At 72.5% G+C, this 17935-nt stretch carries 4 protein-coding genes; all 4 read left to right on the forward strand.

All coding sequences use genetic code 11. The features are described 5' to 3' along the window. Nucleotides 1–10: 10 nt before the first annotated feature. From WMF20_RS22540 to WMF20_RS22555, 4 genes are read left to right on the forward strand one after another with little or no spacing between them, the layout of a single operon-like run. A complete protein-coding gene (locus WMF20_RS22540) occupies nt 11–3784 on the forward strand; it encodes an SDR family NAD(P)-dependent oxidoreductase (RefSeq protein ID WP_437616686.1) in 3774 nt (1257 codons plus the stop codon). Nucleotides 3785–3802: 18 nt separating this feature from the next. Further along, the gene (locus WMF20_RS22545; RefSeq protein WP_437616688.1) at nt 3803–7207 is read left to right on the forward strand and encodes a non-ribosomal peptide synthetase; all 3405 of its coding nucleotides are present in this window, start codon (nt 3803–3805) and stop codon (nt 7205–7207) included. A gap of 14 nt (nt 7208–7221) precedes the next feature. Beyond that, entirely contained in the window at nt 7222–17181 is a 9960-nt protein-coding gene (locus tag WMF20_RS22550) for an amino acid adenylation domain-containing protein (RefSeq protein ID WP_437616690.1), read from the forward strand. Further along, nucleotides 17178–17924, forward strand: a complete 747-nt coding sequence (locus WMF20_RS22555) for a thioesterase II family protein (RefSeq protein WP_437616692.1) — start codon at nt 17178–17180, stop codon at nt 17922–17924. Before WMF20_RS22550 ends, WMF20_RS22555 begins: the two co-directional genes overlap by 4 nt. Nucleotides 17925–17935: the final 11 nt, after the last annotated feature.

A 17935-nucleotide genomic window follows, 5' to 3' on the forward strand; every position in this document is an offset into this window, starting at 1 on the left:
GAGGGATGCCGTGGACAGCAGCGCTGATCATCAGGATGGATCCGGTGATTCTGACCTGGGGGTCGCCATCATCGGAATGGCCGGCCGTTTCCCCGGAGCGGCCAGCGTCGGCGCGTTCTGGGACGACCTCGTCGCGGGGCGGGACGTGCTCACGCGGTTCCATGGCGGGCCGACGCTGCGAGAAGGCGGGCGACGGTATGTCGACGCGGGGTACATCCTCGATGACATCGCCGGCTTCGATGCCGGGTTCTTCGCGATGACGCCCCGCGAGGCCGCGGTGACCGACCCGCAGCACCGGCTGTTCCTGGAGTGCGCCTGGGAGGCGCTCGAGCATGCCGGCTACGTCGACGAGACGCGCGGCACGATCGGCGTGTACGCGAGCGCGAACTTCAATACGTACCTGTACAACGTCTGCCGCGCGCCGCTCTACGAAGACATCGCCAGGCACCTCGAGGTCGTGATCGGCAACGACAAGGACTACCTGGCGACGCGCGTCTCGTACAAGCTCAACCTCACCGGCCCGAGCGTGTCGGTGCAGACGGCCTGTTCGAGCTCGCTGGTCGGTGTCGCGTCGGCGGCGCAAGCGTTGCTGAACGAGCAGTGCGATCTCGCCGTGGTCGGCGGGGTCGGCCTCCGCGCGAAGCAGGACGTGGGATACTGGACGGACCCCGAGGAGGGGCTCCTCTCGGGGGACGGCAGGTGCCGGCCCTTCGACGCGGAAGCATCGGGCTTCGTCGAGGGCAACGGCGTCGCGGTCGTCGTGCTGAAGCGCCTCTCCGAGGCGATCGCGGATCGCGACACGATTCACGCGTCGATCCGCGGCTTCGCGATCAACAACGATGGGTCGGGGAAGGTCGGGTATACGGCGCCGAGCGTCGCCGGCCAGCAGAAGGTCATCGGCGAGGCGCTCGCGCTCGCGGGGGTCGATCCAGGCACGGTGGCCTACGTCGAGGCGCACGGGACGGGCACGCGGCTCGGCGATCCGATCGAGGTGGAGGCGCTCGGCCGCTATTACGGGCGAGCGGCCGGCGCGCGTTGCGTCCTCGGGTCCGTGAAGTCGAACATCGGGCACCTCGACGCCGCAGCAGGGGTGGCCGGCCTGATCAAGGCGGCGCTCTGCCTGAAGCATCGCTATCTGCCGGCGACGCTCCACTACAAGCGAGCGAACCCGGCAGCGCGGATCGAGGAGCTGGGATTCTCCGTGCTGTCGCGCGGGGAGAGCTTCCCCGCGCCTCTGCGCGGCCCGCGGCGCGCCGCGGTCAGCTCCCTCGGGATCGGCGGCACGAATGCGCACGTGGTGCTCGAAGAGCCGCCCCCCGCGGAGCGCGCGCGGTCCGGGGCGCCGGCGCCGGAGCTCCTGGTGATCTCGGCGCGGTCTCAAGCCGCGCTCGAGGCGGCGTGCCAGCGGCTCGCGGAGCACCTCGCGCGGACGCCCGGGCTGCGGCTCGCCGATGTCGCTTACACCTTGCAGGTCGGCCGCAGGACGTTCGAGCACCGGCGGTTCGTCGTGGCGCACGACGTCGCAGACGCGGCGCGCGCGCTGACGGACTCGATGCGCTTCGTCGAGGGCGAGGGCCTCTCGGTCGAAGCGCCGGCGGCGGGCAGCGCGGATGCGCGCGCCACTGCGAAGGAGCGCCTCGGGCGCGCGTGGCTCGCGGGCGCGCCGGTCGACTTTCGCGCCGAGTGGGCGGGGCGTGCGGATGTCGGCCGTGTCCCGCTGCCGACCTACCCATTCGAGCGTCAACGCCACTGGATCGACGCGCCGGCGTCCGAGCACGCACCGGCGCGGGGGGCCGCGGCAGAGCGGCGCCCGGTGGCGGAGTGGCTCTACGCTCCGTCGTGGAGGCGCTCGCCGCCGATCGGCGAGAGCCCGACGGAGCGTCGACGCTGGCTCGTCTTCGCGGATCCATCCCGGCTCGCTGCGGCGCTCATCGAAGCGCTCGAGCAGAGGTCGAACGAGATCGTCGTCGTGAGCCCGGGCGCCGCGTTCGCCAGGGTCGGCGCGAAACGTTTCCAGATCGATCCGTCGTCGCGCGCCGACCATGATCGGCTGCTGGAGGAGGTCTCCGCGAGCGGCGCGGCTCCGTGGAGCGTGCTCCACCTCTGGAGCCTGACCGAGGACCACGCGGGGCCGCAGACCTTCGAGGAACAGCAGCGCCTCGGCTTCTTCGGGCTCCTGCTCCTCGCGCAGGCGATCGCAGCCCGAGGCGCGGGCGGCGCCGTTCACGTCGTCGTGCTGACGGACCAGCTCTTCTCGGTGCTGGGCGACGAGCCCATCATGGCGGACAAGGCGACGCTGCTGAGCGCGTGCTGTGTTCTCCCGCAGGAGATCCCGTCGCTGAGGTGCCGGGTCGTCGATGTTACCCGCCGCGGGACAGGCCTCGTGGAGCACCTCCTTCGCGAGCTCGGCGCGGGCGGCGACAATGGCGTTCACATCGATCGTGAATCGGCCGTTGCCGCGCCTTTCGACATGGGCCGGAAGTCGGCGTCCGCCGCTCCCTACGTCGCCTACCGGAACCTCCACCGCTGGGTCGCCGCCTTCGAGCCGATCCGTCTCTCCCCCTCAGCCGCGCGGCCGCGGCTGCGCGAGCGCGGCGTCTACCTCGTCGTCGGTGGTCTCGGCGCCGTCGGCGTGGCGCTCTCGGAGCACCTCGCGCGCGCCGCGCGGGCACGGCTGATCTTGACCAGCCGTGCAGGCCTGATCCCGCGAGACGCGTGGGATGCGTGGATTCGGTCGCACGACCCGGAAGATCGGATGAGCAGGAGGATCGCCGCGGTCCAGCGCCTCGAGCGCCTCGGCGCCGAGGTCCTCGTCATACCTGCAGACGTCGCCGACGAGGAGCGGATGGCGGGCGTGGTCGCGGAGGCGTACCGCCGCTTCGGCGCGCTCCACGGGGTCATTCACGCGGCCGGGACGGTCGGGCCGGAGATCTTCCGCGACGCACGGGAGACCGGGCCCGAGCACGCCCGCGCGCATTTCCGCGCCAAGGTGCAGGGGACGCGCGTGCTCGACCGGGTGCTCTCGCGAGAGCTCGACTTCGTGCTGCTCTGCTCGTCGCTCTCGACGATCCTCGGGGGAATCGGCTTCGCAGCTTATGCGGCTGCCAACCACTTCATGGACGCGTTCGCGGTCGAGCGCAGCCGGAAGGGCGACACCCCCTGGATCGCGGTCGACTGGGATGCATGGCAGTCCTCCGCCGCGTCACCGACCTCGACCGCGATCCGGCCGGGAGAGGGCGGCGAGGCGCTGGATGCCATCCTGTCGCTCCGCGCGGCCGGACAGGTCGTCGTCTCCACCGTCGATCTCGCGGCGCGATGGGAGCAGATCCAGCGGCGCTCGACGTCGGTCGCGACGGGAGGAGCGGAGAGCCCGCAGCGGCTCGCGGACCCCGCCCCGCCGCGCCCTGCACGCCGGGCCGCGGGCCGGCCGGCGCTGGGCGTGAGCTATGCGCCGCCGAGGAGCGATCTCGAGCGCTGCCTCGTCAGCATCTGGCAGGACGCGCTCGGCGTCGAGCCCATCGGGATCCACGACGCGTTCCGCGATCTCGGCGGAGAGTCGCTCGCGGCGATGCCGCTCGTGGCGCGCATCGCGGAGAGCTTCCACGTGAAGCTGCCCATCGCGCGGTTCTTCGCGGCATCGACGATCGCCCGGCTCGCCCAGGCCATCATCGAGGTGGACCCCGTCGAGGGGCGGGCGATGGCCATCGCGACCGCCGTCCAGAAGGTCAAGCGCATGAGCCCGGACGAGGTCACGCGCGCCCTCGACGCTGCCCGGAATCCTTGAGCGCAGGAGGCATTCACCATGTCGCTATCAGGCTTCGACCTGTCCGATGAACAACAGAAGCTCGTCGCGGCGCTCCTCCGCGAGCAGGGCATCGCGCTCGACGACAGCGCCGGCCCGATGCTCCGCGTGGACCTGGAACGGCGGAACGAGCCCTTCCCCCTGACGGACGTGCAGGAGGCGTATTTCCTCGGGCGGAGCGGGCATTTCGAGCTCGGTAACGTCGCGTGCCACGGCTACCAGGAGTTCGACGTCGAGGGCCTCGACGTCGAGCGCTACGAGGAGGCGTGGAATCGGGCCGTCGCGCGGCACGACATGCTGCGCGCCGTGGTGAGCCCTGGCGGGACGCAGACCATCCTCCGCGAGGTCCCGCGCTTCCGCGTCGACGTGACCGACCTCCGCCGCAAGGCGCCCGAGGAGCGTGAGCAGGCGCTCCGGGAGGTCCGCGACGCGATGTCCCATCGGGTACCGGACCCGCACCGCTGGCCCATGTTCGCGGTCCGCGTGTCTCGGCTCGACGACGGGCGCGCGCGCATTCACATCAGCTCGGACGCGCTGCTCCTCGACGGCCACAGCGCGGCGCTCCTGCAGGGCGAGATCCGCCGCTTCTACGAGGATCCCGGGTTCGATCCCCCGCCGCTCGCGGTCTCCTTCCGCGACTATGTGCTCACCCTGCGCGCGCAGCAGGACGCCGAGGCGTGGCGCGAGTCCGAGCGCTACTGGAGGATCCGCGCCGAGACCCTGCCGCCGGCGCCCGAGCTGCCGCTCTGCGTGCGGGTCTCCGACGTCGAGCGCCCGCGCTTCGTCCGGCGGCAACGCCGCCTGGAGCCTGCGGTATGGTCGCGGCTCAAGGACCGGAGTCGGGCGCTCGGCGCGACGTCGTCCGTGCTGGTGCTGGCGGCGTTCGCCGAGGTGCTGCGCCGCTTCGGCAGGCGGCGCGACTTCACCGTCAACCTGACCCTCTTCGATCGGCAACCGGTCCATCCCGAGGTCGACCGCATCGCCGGCGACTTCACCAGCACGCTCCTGGTCGAGGTACGCGACGACGGCGCGACCTTCGCCGAGCGCGTGCGCGCCCTTCAGGAGAGCTTCCTGCGCGATCTCGAGCACCGCCGGGTGAGCGGGATGCACGCGCTCCGCCACTACGCCCACGTCCACCGCCGTGTCGGGGCCGCGCTCATGCCGGTGGTGTTCACCAGCATGCTCGCGACCGGCCCCGCCGGTCGCGACGTCGCGCCGGCCGGTCACCTCGGCGAGCTCACGTACACGGTCACGCAGACACCTCAGGTGCTCCTGGACCACCAGCTCCACGAGGACCGCGGCGCGCTGGTCCTCGCCTGGGACACGGTGGAGGAGGCGTTCGCGCCGGGGGTGCTGGACGCGATGTTCACGGCGTACCTGGGGCTGCTCGAGCGGCTCGGCGAGGAGGGCTCCCCGGCGTGGCAGGAGGCGAGCCCGGTCGGCCTGCCCGCCGAGCAAGCCGGGCTTCGCCGGCGCCAGAACGCCACCGCAGCGCCGGAGAGCGGCGACCTGCTGCACAGCGCCTTCTGCCGCAACGCGCAGGCTCACCCCGAGCGCGAGGCCATCGTCTGCGAGGATCGGCGCCTCTCGTACGGTGAGCTCGCCGAGCGTGCCGTATGGCTCGCGGCGCGCCTGCGCGCGCACGGGGTAGCCCCCGGCGAGTTCGTGGCGGTCGTGATGGAGCGCGGCTGGGAGCAGGCGGTGGCCGTCCTGGCCGTGCTCGAGGCGGGCGGCGCCTACGTGCCCATCGACGCGACCCTGCCCGAGAAGCGCATCCACGCCTTGCTCGACGCCACTCGGACGCGCGTCGTGCTCGCGCAGTCGTGGGTCAAGGAGCGCCTCGCGCTGCACGGCCACGGCGCCATCGAGACGGTGGACGACGCGGGCCGGTGCGCGCCCACCTGGGATGCGCCGCGGCAGAGGCCCGAGGACGTCGCCTACATCATCTACACCTCCGGCTCGACCGGCACGCCCAAGGGCGTCGTCATCGAGCACCGGAGCGCCGTCAACACGGTCGAGGACATCAACGCCCGCTTCGATGTCGGCCCCTCCGATCGCGTCCTCGGCGTCTCGTCGCTGAGCTTCGACCTGTCGGTGTACGACATCTTCGGCACGCTCGCCGCGGGCGGCTGCCTGGTGATGCCTGGCCGGGGCCACGACAAGGATCCCGAGCACTGGCTCACGCTGGTGCAGCGCGAGCGCGTCTCGCTGTGGAACAGCGTGCCGGCGCTCCTGCAGATGCTCGTCGACTTCGCCGAAGGGCGCGGCGCCTCGCTCGCGCGTCTGCGGGTCGCGCTCCTGAGCGGCGACTGGATCCCGGTCGATCTCCCCGAACGGCTGCGCAAGCTCGCGCCGGGCGTCCGCGCCGTGAGCCTCGGGGGCGCGACGGAGGCGTCGATCTGGTCGATCGTTCATCCAATCGAGGGCGCGCTGCCCGGCTGGACGAGCGTGCCGTACGGCCGGCCGCTGCGGAATCAGCGCTGGTACGTGCTCAACGATCGGATGGAGGAGTGCCCGGACCACGTGACCGGAGAGCTCTACATCGGCGGCCTCGGCCTCGCCCGCGGCTACTGGGACGATCCGACCAGGACCGCCGAGCGCTTCGTGACGTGGGCGGGGACGGGCGAGCGGCTGTACAGGACGGGGGACCTGGGTCGCTACCGCGAAGGCGGCGTGCTGGAGATCCTGGGCCGCGAGGACCAGCAGGTGAAGGTCGGCGGTCATCGGATCGAGCTCGGCGAGATCGAGGCGGCGCTCGCGGACCACCCGAGCGTGAGGGAGGCGGTGGTGATCGCGCAGGGGGAGGCGCAGGACAGCCAGAAGCCGCTCGTGGGGTACGCCGTGCTGCGGCCGGGGGCCCAGGCAAGCGAGGCCGAGCTGCTGCAGCACCTGCGCGAGCGACTGCCGCTGTACATGATCCCGCGATACCTGCGGCTGCTCGAAGCGCTGCCGCTCTCGGCCAACGGCAAGGTCGACCGCCGCGCGCTCCCCAAGGTCGACGTGAGCGACCGCAGGGGCGAGCACATCGCGCCGCGCACCGATCTGGAGCGCACGCTCGCCGGGGTCGTCGCCGAGGTGCTGCGCCTCCCGCAGGTGAGCGTCAAGGCCCGCTTTCTCGATCTCGGCGCGACGTCCCTCGCGCTCGTCGAGGTGCACAAGATCCTCGAGGCGCGGCTCGGCCGCGAGATCCCCGTGCTCGACCTGTTCGAGCACGGCAGCGTGGCCGCCCTCGCGGCGCGCCTGGAGACGGCCTGTCGCGACATCGGGCCCCAAGCAGTCGAGGGCACCGCGCGTGCGGCGCAGGACCCCGTGAGCCTCGCGCGCCTCCAGGGGGCGCGGCGCCGGCAGCAGCGCTCGCGGGGTCGCGCGGCCGAGACAGACAACGAGAGCGAGGAACAGCGATGAGCGGGGACAGGCCCTTGGACGAGACGAACTCGGTCGCGATCATCGGCATGGCGTGCCGGTTTCCGGGCGCGAATACCGTCGACCAGTTCTGGGACAACCTCCTGCGCGGCAGGGAGTCGATCGCGCGGTTCTCGATGGATGAGCTCCGCGCCGCCGGCGTCCCGCAGGAGCTCGCAAAGCACCCCGACTACGTGCCGGCAGGCGGCGTGATCGACGACGTCTACGCCTTCGACGCGGCGCTCTTCGGCTACGCGGAGGGCGAGGCCGAGCTGATCGACCCGCAGCAGCGCCTCTTTCTCCAGTGCGCGTGGGAGGCCCTGGAGGACGCCGGCCACGCGCCGCGCAGCGTCTCGGTCCCGACCGGCGTCTTCGCCGGATGCAGCGCGAGCACGCACCTCCCGCCCGCGCTCCTCGACCCGAGGGAAGGAGCGACGGCGAGATCCCTTCGCCTGCTCACGGCGAACGACAAGGACTACCTCGCCACGCGCGTCTCGTACAAGCTCGACCTCAAGGGGCCGAGCCTCACGGTGCAGACGGCGTGCTCGACCTCGCTCGTCGCCGTGCACCTCGCCGCCCAGTCGATCCTGAGCGGGGAGTGCGCGATGGCGCTCGCGGGCGGCGCCACGATCACGCTGCCTCAGGAGGTCGGTTACCTCTACCAGGAGGGCCTGATCCTATCGCCCGACGGGCGGTGCCGCGCTTACGACGAGCGAGCGGCCGGCGTGGTCGGGGGCAACGGCGTGGGCGTGGTCCTGCTCAAGCGCCTCGCGGAGGCCATCGCGGACGGCGATCCCATCTGGGCGGTGCTGCGCGGCTCGGCCGTGAACAACGACGGCGCGGACAAGATCGGCTACACCGCGCCGAGCGCCGAGGGGCAGGCGCGCGTCATCGCGGAGGCGCTCGCGGTCGCCGATGTCTCCGCCGCGAGCGTCGGCTACCTCGAGGGGCACGGCACCGGCACGCCGCTCGGCGATCCGATCGAGGTGCAGGCGCTCACGCGCGTCTTCCGCGCCGAGACCGACGCGCGGTCGTTCTGCGCCCTCGGCTCGGTGAAGAGCAACATCGGGCACCTCGACGCCGCGGCCGGCATCGCGAGCCTGATCAAGGCCGCCCTCGTGGCCCACCACGGACAGATCCCCCCGAGCATCCACGTCGATCGGCCGAACGCGAAGATGGATCTGGAGCGATCGCCCTTCTATCTCCCGAAGGAACCGCGCTCCTGGCCCGCCGGCGCCGCGCCTCGCCGTGTCGGCGTCAGCTCGTTCGGGTTCGGCGGCACGAACGCGCATGCCGTCCTCGAAGAGCCGCCCCGCCGCGGGCAGAGGCAGCCTTCGTCCCGCATCCGCCCGGTGGTGACGCTGTCGGCGATGAGCGACGAGCGCCTTCGTGCGCTCGTGGGCGCCTACCGCGGTCACCTCCGCGACGACGGCGGGGCGGCCCACGACGTCGCCGACGTCGCGTACACCACCAACGTCGGCAGGCACCACTTCACTCGCCGCCTCGCCATCGTTGCGGACTCCCGGGACGAGCTGCGCGGCGCCCTGGGGTTCGGGGCGGAGGGCGCCGAACGGCGACCCGGAGCCCCGAGCGTCAACCCGAACGCCCGCCGGGAAGGCCAGACCGCGCCCGTGCCCGTCTTCCAGAGCAGCGGCGCGCGCGCCCTCTCGGGCGTCAAGCCGGTCTTCCTCTTCACGGGTCAGGGAGCGCAGTACGCGGGCATGGCGCGCGGGCTCTACGAGGCGCACCTGCCGTTCCGCGCCGCGTTCGACCGCTGCGCGGCCGTCCTGCGCGACCGCTTCGACCTCGTCCGGATGGTCACCTCGCTCGATGGGGGCGAGAGGCTCAAGGAGACGCGCTACGCGCAGCCGTGCCTGTTCTCGGTCGCGTTCGCGCTCTCCGAGCTCTGGAAGGCATGGGGCGTCGAGCCGGCCGCCGTGCTTGGCCACAGCGTCGGCGAGCTCGCGGCCGCCGCTGTCTCGGGCGTGCTGAGCCTGGACGACGCGCTCCGGCTGACCGCCGCGCGCGGCGAGCTCATGCACGGCGCGCCAGGTCCAGGCGAGATGGTGGCCGTGTTCGCGCCCCGCGGCGTCGTCGAGGACCAGCTCGCGGGCGGACCGGGGCCGGTCGCCATTGCGGCGATCAACGGGCACGAGCGCGTCGTCATCTCGGGCGCGCGGGACGCCGTGCGGGAGCACGTCGAGGCGTTCGAGCGCCGGGGCATCACCACCCGGCCGCTCCACGTCGCGCACGCCTTCCATTCGCCGCTGATGGAGCCCGTCCGCGACCCGCTCCGGCGCGCGGCCGAGATCCCGCACCACTCCGCGAACACGACCCTGTTCCTGAACGTGGGAGGCCGGGTGCTCCGGCCCGGAGAGCGGCTCGACCCGGCGTACTGGGCGGAGCAGCTCCTCCGCCCGGTCGAGTTCGCGCGTTGCCTCGGGCTCGCCGCGCGCGACGGCCACCGCGTGTTCCTGGAGCTCGGCCCTCAGGCCGTGCTGACGAAGCTCGGCGCCGAGGTGCTCTCCGGCGGCGATGCGGTCCTCATCGCCTCGCTGTCGGGCGGGCAGGACGATCGAGATGCGATCTCGGAGGCGCTCGCGCAGCTCTACGTCGCCGGCGTGGACATCGACTGGGCGGCCGTTCACGACGGCCGGGGCCGTCGCGTGCGCCTCCCCGCGACGCCGTTCGAGCGGGTCGAGCTCCGCGGGCCCGCAGCGGAGGTGCCCGAGAAGGCCGTGCAGGGCGGCCGAAGCGACGCCTTCGCCGATCTCGTGCGCGCCGGGGGCGAGCAGGCGGAAGCAGGGCTCGTCGCGCTCGATCTCGCGACCCACCTCCAGGAAGAGCGGTCCCTGGAGGATCTGTGCTCCTGCTACTTCCGCCTCGCTTTCGGGCAGCTCGGGCTCTTCCGGGGCGAGGCTCGGGGGGGAGCGCGCCGCCAGGCGGCCCGGAGCTCCGAGGGGGACCTCCGGTGGTCGACGCCGGAGGAGGCCTGCGCAGCGGCCGGGGTCCCTCCCCGCTTCGTTCGCGTCGTGCGCTCCGTCGCGGAGCTCCTCGCGGCGCGAGGCGAGCTCCGGAGAGGCGACGGCGGGCGCTACGGCGAGCTCGTGTCGAGCTCCCCGGAGGCGTGCGCGCGCGCCGAGGGCACAGCGGCGGCGTTCCGCGCGAGGACGTCCGCGCTCGGGGAGATCGTGCTCACCGTGGGCCGGGCGCTGCCCCAGGTCCTGACAGGCGGCAGCGACCCGCGCGGCGTGATCTTCAGCGACGGCAGCGTCGATGATGCCTACCGGATCTACGCCGAGCTCCCGACGTCGCGCTACTTCAACGGGATCGTGCGCGAGGTCGTGCGCGCCCTCGTCGAGAGCGAGCTCCGGCCAGCGCGGATCCTGGAGATCGGCGGCGGCACCGGCGCGACCACGGAGCAGATCCTCCCGCTGCTCGACGGCGACACGTCCTACGTGTTCACCGATGTATCGCCTGTGTTCCTGGAGCGCGCGAGAGAGCGGTTCGCCTTTTATCCAAAGCTCGATCTCCGCCTCCTCGACATCGGCAGGAGCTTGCTCGAGCAGTCGTTCGCGCCTCACGGCTTCGACCTCATCATCGCCGCGAACTCCGTGCACGCCGCGCCGGACCTCCGGCGCGCCCTCCAGAATGCCAGGAGCCTCCTCGCGCCGTCCGGTGTGCTCGTTCTCTACGAGGTCACGCGCAACAGCCTGGCCGCCGATCTGACGACGGGGTTGCTCCTCGGCGACGTGACCGACGGCGAGCTGCGCCGCGGGCGCATGTTCCTGGAGGAGGACGCGTGGGAGCGCCTGCTCTCGGAGTGCGGCTTCGTCCAGCGCAAGGCGCTCCCGGACGCGCGCTCGGCAGGGGCGGCCGTCGGCGAGCGGGTGCTGGTCGCGCAAGCCGGCGGGAAGCGGCGGGCCTCCGTGGGCGCGGCCGCAGCGCGCGGCGACCGCGCGCCGGGGGAGGCCGTCCGGACAGACCTGTTCTACGGCATCGACTGGCGCCCGGCGACGGAGCTCGCGGACGCGCCCCGCTCGGCCGACGCGCTGCGTGGGACCGCCTGGATCGTCTGCGCGGACCGCGGCGGCTTCGCGCGCGCGTTCGTCGAGGCGCTCGCGAGGGCCGGCGCGCGGGCCTCCGTGCTGCTCACCCCGGACACGCCCGGAGGCGAGGCCGCGTTCGCGGGCGCCACATGCCATGCGGTCGATCTCGAGCAGCCTGAGAGCCTGGTTCGCGCTGTGCGAGCGATCGACGGGGATCGAGCCCTCGCCCCTCGATCCATCGCGTGCTTCTGGGGCCTGGACGCGGAGCGCGCTGACACCGTCACCGCCATCCGCGCTGCGCAGCGCCGGCACCTGAACGGGCTGCTGCACCTCATCGGAGCGCTCGATGGGACCTCGTGGGAAGACCTCGAACGGTTCCTGGTCTTCACGCGCGGCGCGCAAGCGATCGGCGACGAGGCCCCGGCCGTCGCCGAGGCGCCTCTCCTCGGCTTCGTGCGCAGCATTGCCGTGGGGCACCCGGAGCTGCACCTCCGGCTCGTGGATGTCGACCCAGCCATGACGCCGCGGGATCCGGCGCCCCTGCTCGATGTCCTCACGCGGATCGGCCCGAACGAGGGCGTCGTCGCGCTCCGCGGCGAGCGGGTGCTCGCGCCGCGTATCGTGCGGATGTCGCGGCGTGACTTCTCCGCGACCGGCGCCGGGATCCCGGTCTCACCGGATCGCACGTACCTCATCGTGGGCGGCCGCGGCGGGATCGGGATGAAGGTCGCCGAGCGGCTGGCCGACAAGGGCGCACGGCACCTCGTGCTCCTCGGCCGGTCGGAGCCCGGCGAACGGGCGCTCTCCCTCGCAGAGCACCTCCGCGGGCGCGTCGTGAAGGTCGAGCTCGCTCGCGGCGACGTGACCGATCTCACGGCGATGCGCGCGCTCGTCGATCGGATCCAGCGGTCCGGTCCGGCGCTCGGCGGTGTCGTCCACAGCGCCCTCGACCTCGGCGCCGGCATGTCGTCAGAGCGTCCTCTGTGGGAGGAGTTCGCGACCGTCCTCGCGCCCAAGGTCGAGGGGGCGTGGGTGCTCCACGAGGTCACGCGCGACCTCCCTCTCGACTTCTTTCTCCTGTTCTCCTCTTCCGTCAGCCTCGTTCCGGCGTACGGCTTGCCGCATTACGGCGCGGCGAACGCGTTTCTGGATGCCCTCGCGGCGTTCCGCCGTGCCCGAGGCCTCCCCGCGCTCAGCATTAGCTGGGGCCTCTGGCTGCGCGTCGGCGCCGTCGCGGATCCGGTGCACGCCGCGCAGGTCGAGCGCGGGGGGTTGCTGGGCCTCGCCCCCGAGAACGCTCTGGCGTGCCTCGATCACGCGTTCGGGGCGGCGAGGGCGCACCTCGGGATCCTCGACGCCCGCTGGCCCGAGCTGCTGCGCGGCTATCCGCGGAGCGCGGCGCCCGCCATCTACGACGAGGTCGAGCGGCGCGCGGACAGGGCGGAGCCGGACGAGGAGGACGCGGCGGGCCGCAGGCTCAAGGCCCTGCCCGGAGGCGCGCGCGCCGCCGAGACCGCGGCGCACGTCCGCAGTCGCCTCGCCCGGATGCTCCGCATCGACGAGCGGCGGATCGAGCCCACCGCCAACCTGATGGAGCTCGGCCTCGATTCGTTGATGTTCCTGAACCTCACCGCCTCGCTCTCGAAGGAGCTCGGCGTCCGGATCGCGCCGAACAAGGTCCTGCGCGCCGCGAACGGGGTGCCGACGGCCGGCGCGCTGACCGAGCACATCACCGCAGCGCTCACGGGCGAAGGGCCCGCCGAGGGCGACGACCCGCGCGCCTTCTTCCGGGAGGACGAGGCGGGGCGGTACGAGCCGTTCCCCCTGAACGAGGTGCAGCAAGCCTACTGGATCGGCCGCGGCGCCGACATGATCCTCGGCGACGTCTCCTGCCACGGCTACTTCGAGCTCGACTGCGAGGCCATCGATCTCGCGCGCATCGAGCGCGCCTTGCAGCGCCTCATCGATCGTCACGACATGCTGCGTGTCGTCCTCTTGCCCGACGGCCGGCAGCAGGTGCTGAAGACCGTGCCCGCCTACCGCATCGAGCTGCTCGACCTGTCGGGGGCGCCCGCGCCCGAGCGGGCGGCCAGGCTCGCCGAGCTCCGCGCCTCGCTCTCGCACCGGGCTGCCCCGTGCGAACGCTGGCCGCTCTTCGATATTCGCGCCACGCGCATCGATGAAGGCACCACCCGCGTCCACGTCGGCATCGACATGATCGCCCTCGACGGCCGCAGCATGGCGATCGTGCTGCGCGAGTGGGCCGAGCTCTACGAGGTGCAAGGCCGGGAGCTGCCCCCGCTCGGCGTCCGCTTCCGCGATTACGTGACGGCTCAGCGCGCGTTCGAGCGCTCCGCGACCTACGCACGCTCGTGGCGGTACTGGGAGGCGCGCCTCCGGGATATGCCGCTCGGACCGGCGCTGCCCCTCGCGAAGGATCCAGCGCGCATCCAGAAGCCGCGCTTCGAGCGCCGGGGCCACCGGCTCCCGCGCGAGGCGTGGTCGCGGCTGAAGTCGCGGGCCGCCGGCTTCGGGCTCACGCCCTCGGGGGTGCTGCTCGCCGCCTACGCGGAGGTGCTCGGCGCCTTCACGCGCCGCCAGCGGTTCACGCTCAGCCTGCCGACGTTCAACCGGCTGCCGGTCCACCCACAGGTGCAGGAGGTCGTCGGCGAGTTCACGACGCTGACGCCGCTGGTCGTCGATCGCCGGCAGGGAGCGACCTTCGTCGAGCGCGCGGCGGCCGTCCAGCGGCGGCTCCTCGACGATCTCGAGCACCGCCACGTGGGCGGCGTGCGCGTGCTGCGCGAGCTGCGGAGGATGCATGAGGACCGGCCGGACCTCATCACGCCGGTGGTCTTCACGAGCCTCTTCGGCCTCGACCGGCAGGCCGACACGCAGCACGCGGACGACGCCGCGCAGACGGCGAGGCTCGGCGAGGTGGTGTTCAGCATCAGCCAGACTCCGCAGGTCCTGCTCGATCACCACGTCGACGAGAGCGAGGGGCACCTCGGTGTCTACTGGGACGCGGTCGAGGAGGCGTTCGCGCCGGGCGCGCTGGGGGCGATGTTCGCGGCGTACACGTGGCTGCTCGAGCGGCTCAGCGGCGAGGGCGAGGCCGCCTGGCACGCACCGAGCCCGGTGGGGCTGCCCGCCGCGCAGGCGGAGGCGCGCCGCCGTGCCAACTCCACCCGCGCGCCCGAGAGCGGCGACCTGCTGCACAGCGCCTTCCGGCGGCGGGCGCAGGCCGAGCCGTCCCGCGAGGCGGTGGTCTGCGGCGAGCGCCGCCTGACCTACGGCGAGCTCGCGGGGCGCGCCGCGTGGCTCTCCGACAGGATCCTCGCCCGCGGCGTGGCCCCCGGCGAGCTCGTGGCGGTCGTGATGGAGCGCGGCTGGGAGCAGGTGGTGGCCGTCCTGGCCGTGCTCGAGGCGGGCGGCGCCTACGTGCCCATCGACGCGACCCTGCCCGAGAAGCGCATCCACGCCTTGCTCGAGGCCACGGGCGCGAAGCTCGTGTTGACGCAAACCGCGGTGAAGGGGCGGATCACCGTCCCTGGTGGCGTCGAGGTCGAGACGGTCGACGACGCCGGGCGTCGCGAGCCGTCATGGGGTGAGCCGCGCCAGGGTCCTCACGATCTCGCCTACGTCATCTACACGTCCGGCTCCACGGGGGTCCCCAAGGGCGCGATGATCGAGCACCGGAGCGCGGTCAATACCGTGGAGGACATCAACGATCGTTTCGGCGTTGGACCGGAGGATCGCGTCTTCGGCGTCTCGTCGCTGAGCTTCGACCTGTCGGTGTACGATGTCTTCGGGACGCTCGCTGCCGGTGGTTGCCTGGTGATGCCGGAGCGGGGGGCCGAGAAGGACCCGGAGCACTGGCTCTCGCTGCTCGAGCGCGAGCGGGTGACGCTCTGGAACAGCGTGCCGGCGCTCCTGCAGATGCTCGTCGACTACGCCGAGGGGCGCGGGGCGACTCTCGGTCTGCGGCTCGCGCTGCTCAGCGGCGACTGGATTCCGCTGGATCTGCCAGAGCGGCTGTGCAAGCTCTCGCCCGGAACCCGGTGCATCAGCCTCGGGGGCGCGACGGAGGCGTCGATCTGGTCGATCGTTCACCCCATCGGAGGCGCGCTGTCGGGCTGGACGAGCGTGCCCTACGGCCGGCCGCTGCGGAATCAGCGCTGGTACGTGCTCAACGATCGGATGGAGGAGTGCCCGGACCACGTGACCGGGGAGCTCTACATCGGCGGTCTCGGCCTCGCCCGCGGCTACTGGGGGGACGCCACGAAGACGGCCGAGCGCTTCATCTCCTGGGCCGACGGTTCGACGAGCGGGGCAGCGCTCGAAACAACCGAGCTGGGCCCTCGAGCACCCACCGGAGAACGGCTGTACAAGACCGGTGATCTCGGCCGGTGGAGAGACGGGCTCATCGAGCTCTTGGGTCGCGACGACCAGCAGGTCAAGATCGGCGGCCACCGCGTCGAGCTCGGCGAGATCGAGGCGGTCTTCGCCGCTCACCCCTCGGTCAAGGCGGCAGCGGTCGTCGCCCATGGCGACCCCAGGGACAGCCGCAAGCAGCTCGTCGGGTACGTCGCGCTGCGCGACGGCGCCCAGGCGAGCGAGGCCGAGCTCCTGCAGCACCTGCGCGAACGGCTGCCGGAGCACATGGTGCCGCGGCACGTTCGAGCGATCGACGCGCTGCCGCTCTCGGCCAACGGCAAGGTCGACCGCAGCGCGTTACCGAGGATCGACGCAGCCGAGCAGGGCGGCGAACACGTCGCTCCTCGCACTGACCTCGAACGCCAGGTCGCCGCGCTGTGGCAGGAGATCCTCGGAGCGCCTCGAGTCTCCCTGCGTTCGAGCTTCTTCGAGCTCGGCGGCGATTCGCTCGCCGCCACCCGCTTCGTCCTGGAGATCGAGCGGCGGCACGGCCTCAAGGTGCCGATCCGCGCGCTGTTCACCGAGCCGGTGCTCGAGCGCCTCGTCGCCCGGATCCAGGCGGGCTCATCGACGAGCCCGGCGACGGGCGAGGAGCTCGGACGCGCGGTGCCGCATGACATTCTGTTTCAGCATCCGACCGTGGCGGAGCTCGCGCGTGCGCTGGAGGCCCCCGACGGATCGCGGCGCGGCATCCGGGCAGTCCGGTTGAACCGGGCGGTGGATACGGCGCAGATTGTCTGTATCGAGGCGCCGGGCGACGGCGTGTGGAGATACGAGGCGTTCGCCCGAGCGCTCGACGGCCGGGCGGCCGTGATCGCCGTCGAGCTTGCCGCGAACGAGGGCGAGGATCTGAGCATCGAGGCGCTTGCCGACGACTGCGCCGCGGTGTTGCGTCCGCTCGGCACAAGCCGAGTGCCCTGTGTGCTCGTGGGCTGGTCGTTCGGCGGCGTGATGGCGCTCGAGGTCGCGCGCCGCCTCCGGGACGCCGGCGCGCCGCTCGTCTCGCTCGTCCTCCTCGACAGCGCGGCGCCTGCGGCCGTTCGCGACGGCGTCGAGCCGTGGCTCGGCCTGCCGCTCGACCAGGTTCCCGCGGGCGCGCTCGTCCAGGCGTGGGACGCGTCGCGGCACGAGGAAACGCCCGAGCGTCGCGGCATTCTCCGCCCCGGCGACGATGTCGCGGCATGGAGGAGCATCTCCCTGCACTTGTCGGCCAAGCTCCGCGCCCTCGGACGGTACGAGCCGCGAGCTTACGCGGGGGACGCGCTCCTCATCTCCGCGCAGGCGTCCCGCGGCCCGTCGCTCGAGCTCCCGCCGGATCGTGGGTGGACGCCGATCCTCGTAGGGCGCTTCGACATCGAACCTCTCGATTGCGGGCATTACGACTTCTCGCTCGCTCCCATCGCGTCGCGCGTCGCCGCGATGGTCGTGCGCGTGCTGGAGCGGACGGCGAACGCCGATCCCCGACCCATTTCACAGGAGATTTCTCGATGAGCGATCGAGGGCGCTGGCTCCTCAGGAGCGCACCGAGCGCAAAGCCCCGCGCGCGGCTCCTGTGCTTGCCCCATGCGGGCGCAGGCGCGTCGCTCTTCCGCCTCTGGCCGGAGCGGGCGCCAGATGCGGTCGAGGTCGTTCGCGCCCAGCTCCCCGGTCGGGAAGAGCGCGCGCGCGAGCCGCCGTCGCTCTCGATGACGGAGGTCGTCGCGGCGATCGAGCGCGAGCTCGGCGATGGGCCGCCGACGGCGATCTTCGGGCACAGCCTCGGCGGGCTCATCGCGTTCGAGCTGGCGAAGCGCCTCCATGAGGCTGGCGCCACGCCCGCGCGGCTCTTCGTCTCCGGAGCGCGTCCCCCGCACCTGCCCGATCCGCACCAGCTCCACCGCCTGCCGGAGCCGGACTTCATCGAGGCGCTGCGGCGGCGAGGCGGAATCCCCGACGATGTCCTCCGGCACGCCGAGCTCCGCGACATGGTAGGTCGGCTGCTGCGCGCCGACCTCGCCCTCGCGGAGACCTGGCACCGCCCCGAGCCCGTCGCCCTGCCGGTGCCCATCACCGTGTGCGCCGCAAGGGCCGACGCCGTGGTTTCCTGGGAAGCGACCGGACATTGGAGCCTCTGTTCGACGCGGGGTTACGAGCGCGTCGAGCTGCCCGGAGACCACTTTTTCATCAAGCAGCACGACGCGCTCGTGATGGCCGCCGTGTTCCCCAGGATCCTCCAGGCCACCGCGGCGCGATGAGCGACGTCACA

The sequence above is a fragment of the Sorangium sp. So ce834 genome, assembly GCF_051521425.1.
In the GTDB taxonomy this organism is placed as follows: Bacteria; Myxococcota_A; Polyangia; order Polyangiales; family Polyangiaceae; genus Sorangium; species Sorangium cellulosum_D.